Raw genomic sequence first — 2,473 nt, 5'->3', positions numbered from 1 at the left:
AGTTGCGTAGTAACTTTCATCGTTGAGTACAATAATTTGAAGTTAGTAACTATAACTACAAAAATATCAATTATTCAATACTTTGCGAAAGTCCTGCTAGACTCATCAATATTCTCTTGCTCAAGCTTGAGGTTCTCTATATTTTCAATTTTAAAATCTACACCAAACTTTTCTTTAAATAGATCAGGTGTCCATTGACTAAAACCTACAGGCTTTGATTCTATCTCTTCAGGTCGAGTTCTTTTTCTAGTACGATTATCGGCATGATGTTTTCCACGGTCTTTTTTTGCATCCAATAATTGATGGTTAGAACACGACTGACCCAATAAGAGTAATAAAAGACATATAACTGACTTTAAATGTTTATAAATCATATTGAAACATATATTAATGGTGCATCTTGCACAAGATGATTGATAACCTGTTTTGCTTAGAGAAGTATTACTAAGTGATATAACAAACTAGTGATCTAAAAAACTTAAGGCCAGTAGGAGTTTTTGAAATGCAGAAATACGCAGACAATCAGAAATAAACGGGAATGATCGTATTTTTCATTACATCACGCCCACTGTTCAACCTGATGCAAAGTTATGCATATTAAGGGAATAAGACAACAAGCGTTCATTTCAAAAATTGCTTCTTTATGCAGATACATAAATAGACATACAAATCATTAATTTTAGTCCGTTATCAACGTAGTTAAAACCATATACCCCTCTTCTTGAACGGCAATGGTATGCTCAAAATGAGCAGCATCTTTTCCATCCTGTGTAGTAACCGTCCATCTATCTTTTAATGTTTTGATAGCAGGGCGACCAAAGGTTAATATAGGTTCTATAGCCAATACCATACCAGCTTTTAAAATAGGTCCTTGATTTGGATAACCATAATTAAGAATCACAGGTGATTCATGTAGCTTTTTTCCTACACCATGTCCACTAAATTCTTTGACAATACCCAGTTTATGCTGCGTAGCATACTTGCCTATGGCATAAGAAATGTTCGAAAGATGTACGCCTGCCTTAATAGCATTTAACCCCTCCCATAAAGCTTTTTCTGTATGCTCTAATAAAAAGCGTTTTTCTTGGGAAATTTCACCTACATTATAGGTCCAAGCGCTATCTCCAATATATCCTTTGTACGCAACACCTATATCAATGCTTATAATATCGCCTTCTTCCAGTAATGCACTAGTTGGTATACCATGTATTACACCATCATTAATGGAAATACAAGTAGCATTTGGAAAGCTGCGATACCCTTTAAATATTGGGATGGCATCATTGCTACGAATAGTCTCTTCTACAATTGTGTCTAGCTCTATGCCACTGATGCCTGGTCGAATGATTTCTTTTAGTTTACTATGACAAAGTGCCACAATATGCCCCGCTTGTCTCAATAATGCTATTTCGGAACCAGTTCGTATGTTTATCATATAAAATTACTTAGAATACTATTGTAGCATTTTCAACAAAACAGATGCTCTGACTAAAGCAGATATGCAATTAAAGACGAAGAATAGCTAAAAATTAATTGCATGGAATAGAAAAAAGTGGAGAATATCGGATTCGAACCGATGACCCCTTGCTTGCAAAGCAAGTGCTCTAACCAGCTGAGCTAATCCCCCAACAGCATCACACCAATCTCAGCGGCATGTACATTATATAAATCATAACATTAAACCAAAACAATCAAAAATCAACCCATATTGGACCTTTCCTTAATTATTTTTTAATTCCTTGATGCCTATCAAAACAAATATAGGAGGGTTTGTTGAAAAAATCAAATAAAAACAGCTTTATTTGTATGTCTGTTATCTGTACAATACACATAAATAAAATACCATTGTGATTATATCTATTATTGTAGCCACCTCATTAAATGGTGTAATTGGAAAAGAAAATGCACTACTATGGCATATGCCAGCAGATTTACGTGCGTTTAAAAGTAAAACCATAGGGCATTATATACTAATGGGTAGTCGTACTTTCCATTCTATTGGTCGTGTGTTGCCTGGTAGAACGACTATAGTGGTAAGTACAAAGATGGATCAGTCGGTTAAAGATTATCATGTTGTAAGAAGCATTGAAGATGGCCTATTTTCAGCAAAAAATCAAGGAGAATCAGAGCTATTTGTCATTGGAGGTGGAGAAATTTATGCACAAACATTACCATTGGCTCATAAGATTTACCTGACTAAAATTCATACAAACGTAACAGGAGATACTTACTTTCCTACACTAGGCAAAGAATGGATACAACGCTCTCTGATACCATGCAAAGCAGATGAGCATAATGCATATGATTATGAATTTATTACATTAGAAAGAGAAGCAAAAAAATACTAAATTGCAAAGCATGTGTACCATTTTAGGGTTAATTTAATACTTAATTTTTTGGTGGTGGTACAAATATATGATGGGATAAAAGACTGACATTGAGGATTTTCCACTATATTTGATAAAAAACGGCT

3 protein-coding genes and 1 tRNA gene are annotated in these 2,473 nt (G+C 34.3%); 1 reads left to right on the top strand and 3 read right to left on the bottom strand.

Features of this window, described 5'->3' with window-relative positions:
- Nucleotides 1-74: 74 nt before the first annotated feature.
- From CCPUN_RS04085 to CCPUN_RS04075, 3 genes are all read right to left on the bottom strand, one after another.
- Entirely contained in the window at nucleotides 75-374 is a 300-nt protein-coding gene (locus CCPUN_RS04085; RefSeq protein ID WP_133282307.1) for a hypothetical protein, read from the bottom strand.
- Between the two features lie 305 nt (nucleotides 375-679).
- On the bottom strand, nucleotides 680-1,435 hold the full coding sequence (map, locus tag CCPUN_RS04080; protein WP_133282306.1) for a type I methionyl aminopeptidase: 756 nt from the start codon (nucleotides 1,433-1,435) through the stop codon (nucleotides 680-682).
- A 118-nt stretch (nucleotides 1,436-1,553) separates the two neighbouring features.
- Nucleotides 1,554-1,627 (bottom strand) — tRNA-Ala (locus CCPUN_RS04075).
- 220 nt (nucleotides 1,628-1,847) lie between these two features.
- On the opposite strand from CCPUN_RS04075, the gene CCPUN_RS04070 reads away from it, so the two are divergent.
- Nucleotides 1,848-2,348 carry a dihydrofolate reductase gene (locus CCPUN_RS04070; RefSeq protein WP_165941954.1) on the top strand — a complete coding sequence of 167 codons (501 nt, stop codon included), beginning with the start codon at nucleotides 1,848-1,850 and terminating at the stop codon, nucleotides 2,346-2,348.
- Nucleotides 2,349-2,473 lie beyond the last annotated feature (125 nt).

The organism is Cardinium endosymbiont of Culicoides punctatus, assembly GCF_004354815.1.
GTDB lineage: Bacteria > Bacteroidota > Bacteroidia > Cytophagales > Amoebophilaceae > Cardinium.
Note: the sequence above shows the minus strand (reverse complement) of the source record. Positions and strands in the feature narration are given on the sequence as shown.

Bases quoted from the DNA above. Each gene is read 5' to 3' on its own strand.
- CCPUN_RS04085 (WP_133282307.1), bottom strand. From the start codon at position 374: ATGATTTATAAACATTTAAAGTCAGTTATATGTCTTTTATTACTCTTA.
- map (WP_133282306.1), bottom strand. From the start codon at position 1,435: ATGATAAACATACGAACTGGTTCCGAAATAGCATTATTGAGACAAGCG.